This is a genomic window from Actinosynnema sp. (genome assembly GCF_052038725.1).
Genome location: NZ_JBQGCX010001346.1, coordinates 1 through 6,035, shown reverse-complemented (window position 1 = coordinate 6,035; position 6,035 = coordinate 1). Strand labels below are relative to the sequence as shown.

Here is a 6,035-nt window from a genome sequence, read left to right as displayed (position 1 = left end):
CGATCGGCGCGGAGCCGTCCTCGGGCGTGAAGGTCACGGTCAGCTTGCCCGCGCCGGGGACCTTGAAGTTCGTGGCCTTGTACTGGTCGCCGTGGGCGTGGCGGCCGATGATGATCGGCTTGGTCCAGCCGGGGACGAGCCGGGGGATGTTCGAGATGATGATCGGCTCGCGGAAGACGACGCCGCCGAGGATGTTGCGGATCGTGCCGTTGGGCGAGACCCACATCTTCTTGAGGCCGAACTCCTCCACCCGCGCCTCGTCCGGCGTGATGGTGGCGCACTTCACGCCCACGTTGTGCTTCTTGATCGCGTTGGCCGCGTCGATGGTGACCTGGTCGTCGGTGGCGTCCCGGTGCTCGATGCCCAGGTCGTAGTACTCGAGGTTGACGTCCAGGTACGGGTGGACCAGCTTGTCCTTGATGAACTGCCAGATGATCCTGGTCATCTCGTCGCCGTCGAGCTCGACGACAGTCCCCTGAACCTTGATCTTGCCCATACTCGGGTGCGCTCCTCTCGCGGCAATGCAAGCAGGACAAGCGTACTGCTATGTCATGCTGCGTGCGCCACTCACGGGTGAAAAAGGGATCGGGCATCACAATGCCTTAACCTCCAGTCACGATCTTGGAGGGGGCACCATGTCGACCGGACCCACGCACGCCATGAGCGGTCTGCTGGCTTGGGCGGCGGTGACCGCGCTCGCCGAGAACCATCCCATCGGACAGCTCTCGCCGCAGAGCTGGACGGTCGGCGCGGTGCTCGCCACGGGCGCGGCGCTGATGCCCGACATCGACCACCCGTCGTCCACCATCGCCCGCGCGTTCGGGCCGATCAGCCAGGGCCTGTCCGGGGCGCTGAACACCGTCAGCAGCTGGGTCTACAAGCTGACCAGGACCAAGCGGGACTCCAACCGCGAGGGCGGGCACCGGGCGCTGACCCACACGTTCGTGTTCGCGCTGCTGTGCGCGCTCGGCACGACGGCGGTGGTGCAGCAGTCGCAGAAGTGGGCGCTGCCGCTGCTGATGTTCGCGTTCGCGGGCCTGGCGGTGCGCGGGATCATGAAGGACTGGTCGAACAAGCACGACGCGCTGCTGATCACCGTGGTGTCGGCGGGCATCACCGCGCTGTGCGTGATGTGGACCGCGCAGACCGCCGCGAACGCCGCCGCGCTCGGCATCGCGGTGGCCGTGGGCTGCGTGGCGCACTACATCGGCGACGCGATCACCGAGCAGGGCTGCCCGATGGCGTGGCCGATCCCGATCGCGGGCAAGACCTGGTACCCGATCGCGCCGCCGAAGATCATGCGGATGAAGACCGGCGGCGCCGTGGAGATGCGGATCGTCGGACCCGCCGTGACCGTCGGCGCGGTGTGGCTGTCGCTGGCCGCGCTGCAGAACATCGGGATGCTGCCGTTCCTCGGCTCGTTCGACCTGCTGCCGGTCTAGCGCCCCCTGATCCGGGCGGGGCGGTCGAACCCGCCCGGAAGGGGAATTTCGGCCATTCGTCGGATATCTGAACGTCACCCGATCGGACTAATCTGCGTCGCATGACCACGTGGCTCGGGGTGAACGCGGGACACGAGGACCCCACGAGCGCCGAAAGCGCGGCGCTCGCGCTGCACGGATCGCTGCTCTACGAGGCGGCGGTGGTGTGCGTGCACGACGTCGGACCGCACTGGGCGCTGTCGTTCCGGCTGCCGAAGGCGCCGTCGGGGAACGTGGTGTCCACGCTGGTGGAGCGCGGGACCGGGATCGCGCTGCACGAGGGCGGGGTGGAACGGGTCGCCGGGCCGTCCGAGCTGGTCGCGGGCGCGCTGCGGGCCGCGCTGGCGCACCGGGACCGGGTGGAGGGGACCGCGCTGCGGTTCCCCGGCCAGCGGGCGCTGCACGGGCGGTACGGGGTGGCGGACGTGCTGGCGTTCAGCGCGATCGAGGAGGTCCGGCCGCACGACGTGCGCAGCGTCGAGGCGCGGGGGGACCTGCGGCCGAGGTACAGCGGTGGGCGGCTGGTGCTGGACTGCTCCTGAGGCGGAGCCCGGTGAACCCCTGGGGCTCTCGGGACTCGGCGTCTTCTCGGTGGGAACCGCCCGGTGCCGCGAAGCGGGAGCGACTCCGACGGGCGCTCCGGGCGACAAGGGTGGTTGCAGCGAACCCCCGGTCGCGGTGACCGGGGGTTCACGGGAGTTGCCCACTCAGGCGGGGTTCCAGTGGTGGAGCCGCCTGATGCCGCTTCGCCACATCAGCGAGCCGGACCGGATTCGAACCGGCGTCCTCCCCACCGGGGCGGGGCGCGTCAACCGCTGCGCTACCAGGCTCTCACCGCACACCCTAGCCACGAGACGGACCTGTGGACACGGGATCGGCGCGGCGCAATAAGGTCTGCCCCGTGCGCGGGGTGGACTACTACGAGCTTCTGGGCGTCGAGCGCGAGGCATCCTCGGCCGAGATCCGGTCCGCCTACCGGTCGCTGGCGAAGGTCATGCACCCGGACGCCGGTGGATCTTCAGGGGGCTTCCGAGCGCTGCAGGAGGCATATGACACCCTGCGCGACCCGGCTCGCCGCCGGGCCTACGACCGGGGGTGGGCGCACCCGCGCTCCGGGCCCCGGTCCGGTTCCGCGACCCGGCCGCCAAGATCGGGACGGGCGCCCTGGAACCGCCCGTTCGGCGACGATCCCGACTTCGTACCTCCGAAGCCCGACGTCGACCCGGACGACCTCGGCTGGTGGCGGCTGGTCGACACCGGGCAGCGCGTCCGGTACGCCCCGGTCGCCTCGCCGGGCCACGCGCCCGCCCTCACCGCGCTGTGCGCGTGGTTCTTCCTGCTCCTCCCGGTGTTCGCGCTCGACCTGTCCCCGCTGGGCCTCGCGGTGTGGCTGGCGATGGTCGCCGCCGCAGCCGCCTGGGCGTTCCGGCTGGTGCGCCGCTACCTGGCCGCGACCCGCACGGACCGGGTGTTCGCGGCCGAGGTCGACACCGAGGTGGTGCGCGGCGAGGTGGACGACGAGCGGGTGTGCGAGCGGCTGACCGCCGACCTGCTCTCCGAGTACCTGACCCGGCTGCCCGGCGCCCGCGTGTTCCACGGCCTGGCCTGGCCCGACTCGGTGTTCGTCGACATCGACCACGCCGTGCTGTGCGGGCGGCGGCTGGTGCTGATCGAGTCCAAGTCCTGGCTGCCCGGCCACTACCAGACCGGGGACGACGGGTCGCTGTGGCGCAACGGCCACCTGTTCCGGGGCGGCGGCACGCGGCTGCCGCGCGGGCTCGCCGAGTACCGGGCCCTGCTGCCGCACCTGGAGGTGCGGGCGGTGCTGCTGGTGTACCCGAGCCGGGCTGGCGAGGTCACCACCGACCCGACCGACGGGGCGCTGGTGCCGCCGATGACGCCCGAGGTGTTCCTGGACGAGGTCGGCGCGTGGCTGGCCGAGGACCCCGCCGTCGTCGACCGGGAGGCGCTGCGCGCGATCGTCGACCTGGTGTGCGAGTCGACCGAGGCCTGACCCACCGCGGTTGTCGGACCTCCGGGTTACAGTCCGCCCGTGCAGTTGCCGGGACTGACCGACATGACCCCGCTGGGCCAGGGCGGCTTCGCCACCGTGTACCGGGCGCGCCAGGTGCAGCTCGACCGCGAGGTCGCGGTCAAGGTGGACCACCGCGTCCTGCGGACCGAGCGCGACCGGCGGCGCTTCCTGCGGGAGGCGCACGCCGCCGCGCGCCTGTCCGGGCACCCGCACGTGGTGTCCGTGCACGACGCGAACTTCACCGCCGAGGGCACCCCGTACCTGGTGATGGAGCTGTGCACCGGCGGCACGCTCGGCGACCTGCTGCGCACGAACGGCCCGCTGGACGGCGACCGGGTGCGCAGGCTGGGCGTGCAGCTCGCGGACGCGCTGGCCGCCGCGCATGGCGAGGGCGTGCTGCACCGCGACCTCAAGCCCGGCAACGTGCTGCTCGACCGGTACGGCACCGCCAAGATCGCCGACTTCGGCCTGGCCGCGCTGCTGGACGCCGACGGCGCGTCGTCGGTGACGCGGGACGCGCTGAGCCCCAGCTACGCGCCGCCGGAGGCGTTCGCGATGGTGCCGCCCACGGCGGCGGGCGACGTGTACTCGCTGGCGGCGACCCTGTACGACCTGCTGGCGGGCAGGCCGCCGAGACCGGTGCCGTGGCCGATCGAGTCGTTCGACCACCTCGGCGAGGTGCTGCGCACCCCGGTCGAGCGCGTGCCCGGCTGCCCGGACGACCTGCACGCCGCCCTGGTGCGGGCCCTGGAACCGGACGCGGCCTACCGCACCTCCAGCGCGGCCCAGTTCCGCGACGAGCTGGACCGGGGCCCGCTGCCGTCCCCGTTCTCCACGCCGACCACCCCCGCGGGCGCACCGCAGCCCGCCCAGGACGCCCCGCAGGCCACACCGGGTCAGGGCACGCCCCAGCTCTCCTGGCCACGCGCCCCAGGCCCGGCCCAGGCCCCTCCCGGCACGCCCCCGCACGGCACACCACCCCCGCACCCGCAGCCGACCCCACCCGGCGGCTTCCCCCAGGACCAGGGCCCGCAGGGCTCGTTCCCACCGGGCTTCTTCCCACCCGGCCAGGTCCTGTCCCCGCTCCCCCGCGGCGACCGGCCGCACCCCGCCCAGGCGCACCCAAACCCGCCCCACCCCGGTCAGCACTCCGGCCCCCAGCAGCACTCCGGCCCACCGCAGTACGTCGTCATCCAGCAGCCACCCCGCCGGGCCTGGCCGCTGGTCCTGGGCGTCGTGCTGGCCCTGCTCCTGGTCTCCGGCGCCACCTGGCTGATCGCCTCCCAGCGCACCCAGCAGCCCACCTCCTCCGGCAGCGGCCAGAACGGCCAGGCGACGTCCTCCACCTCCTCCGAGTCCGACGACCTCCCGCCCCCGCGCACCAAGCCCTGCGACACCGGCTACTGCATCGCCGAGCAGACCTGCTACGCCGGACTGGTCCAGATCGGCGGCACGGCCGCCACCGCCCGGATGCTCGGCGACTGCGCGAACGAGCACTACTGGGAGGCGTTCGCGGGCACCTGGCTGTCCGGGTCGATCCCGCAGGTCGCCTCCGAGGAGCTGCTCCAGGCCCCCGAGGTCGCGAACGTGTGCACCGCGACCGCGATGAGGGCCAACACCCGCGCGGGCGTGGACACCACCGGCTGGGAGATCTCCGCGGTCGCCAAGTCCGACGGCGACCGCAACTACGTGCACTGCCTGGCGGGCAGGCAGGAGGGTGGCGTGGTCACCACCAGCGCGTTCGGCTCCTGAGCGCGACCGGCCCACCCGGCCCCCTCCCCGCTGGGCCGGGTGGATCACCGGGTTGCGCCCGCTCTCGTAGGCTTGGCCCATGAAGACCGTCCTGCCCCGCCCGGCGCGGGGGGAGAACCGGAACGCGGCGCGGCGAGCGCCCGCGGGTCCGGTGCGCCCGCGCACAGCCCGCCGAACCGACTGGCGCGCGGACGGGGCCCCCGGCGGGTCGACGGGCTCGCCCGCGGGGGCGTTCACACACCCCGCGCCCACCACCCCAGGGGCGGTGCGGCCGTGAGCGACGCGAACGACTGGACCTGGATCAGGCTGGTGGCGCTCCAGCACGTCGCCGACGACGCGCTGCCCGCCCGCCGCAGGATCGCCTGGGGCGCGGTCGGCCTCGCCGCCTCCTACGGCGCCGAGCGGCACAGCCACCGCCGCACCCCCTCCGTGGTGGAGCGCTTCACCCTGCGCGGCCACCTGCTGGAGCTGGGCGCGGAGACTCCGGACCGGCTGGCCGCCGACGTGCTGTCGGAGACCGCGCTGACCGCCGAGGAGGCGGCCGAGCGGGCGGCGACGGCCGCGCTGCCGAGGTCCGAGGTGAAGGTGCTGCGCGAGCACCGGAGCATCACCGCCGTGCTCGACGCGGTGGCCCCGCTGGTCGACGACGCCGACCTGCGCGAGCGCGCCCGGCGCTGGGTCGAGGTGCGGGCCGCGCTGCCGTAGGCGCGACGGCCCCGGTTCGGTGCTCGCCATGGCTCCGCTCACGTCCGCCGACCCCACCCTCC

6 protein-coding genes and 1 tRNA gene are annotated in these 6,035 nt (G+C 73.5%); 5 read left to right on the top strand and 2 right to left on the bottom strand.

The annotated features are described in order from the left end of the window. Positions 1 to 496, bottom strand: a 496-nt coding sequence (locus ACTUAL_RS28435) for an isocitrate/isopropylmalate family dehydrogenase (protein ID WP_440902392.1), incomplete at its 3' end; no start/stop codon positions are given. Positions 497 to 635: 139 nt separating this feature from the next. On the opposite strand from ACTUAL_RS28435, the gene ACTUAL_RS28430 reads away from it, so the two are divergent. Further along, positions 636 to 1,442: a metal-dependent hydrolase gene (locus ACTUAL_RS28430; protein ID WP_096497036.1), complete on the top strand. Its 807-nt coding sequence runs from the start codon at positions 636 to 638 to the stop codon at positions 1,440 to 1,442. Positions 1,443 to 1,543: 101 nt separating this feature from the next. Beyond that, a complete protein-coding gene (locus ACTUAL_RS28425) occupies positions 1,544 to 2,023 on the top strand; it encodes a hypothetical protein (RefSeq protein WP_440902391.1) in 480 nt (159 codons plus the stop codon). A 216-nt stretch (positions 2,024 to 2,239) separates the two neighbouring features. Here ACTUAL_RS28425 and ACTUAL_RS28420 read toward each other — a convergent pair. Further along, a tRNA-OTHER gene (locus tag ACTUAL_RS28420) sits at positions 2,240 to 2,312 on the bottom strand. A gap of 70 nt (positions 2,313 to 2,382) precedes the next feature. Here ACTUAL_RS28420 and ACTUAL_RS28415 point away from each other — a divergent pair. The 3 genes from ACTUAL_RS28415 (at position 2,383) to ACTUAL_RS28405 (ending at position 5,973) form a co-directional block, all read left to right on the top strand. Continuing rightward, entirely contained in the window at positions 2,383 to 3,495 is a 1,113-nt protein-coding gene (locus tag ACTUAL_RS28415; RefSeq protein WP_177154677.1) for a J domain-containing protein, read from the top strand. A gap of 39 nt (positions 3,496 to 3,534) precedes the next feature. After that, entirely contained in the window at positions 3,535 to 5,268 is a 1,734-nt protein-coding gene (locus ACTUAL_RS28410; RefSeq protein ID WP_440902390.1) for a protein kinase domain-containing protein, read from the top strand. A gap of 273 nt (positions 5,269 to 5,541) precedes the next feature. Then, complete coding sequence (locus ACTUAL_RS28405) at positions 5,542 to 5,973, top strand: hypothetical protein (protein WP_096497040.1); 432 nt, start codon at positions 5,542 to 5,544, stop codon at positions 5,971 to 5,973. The last annotated feature ends 62 nt before the right edge of the window (positions 5,974 to 6,035 follow it).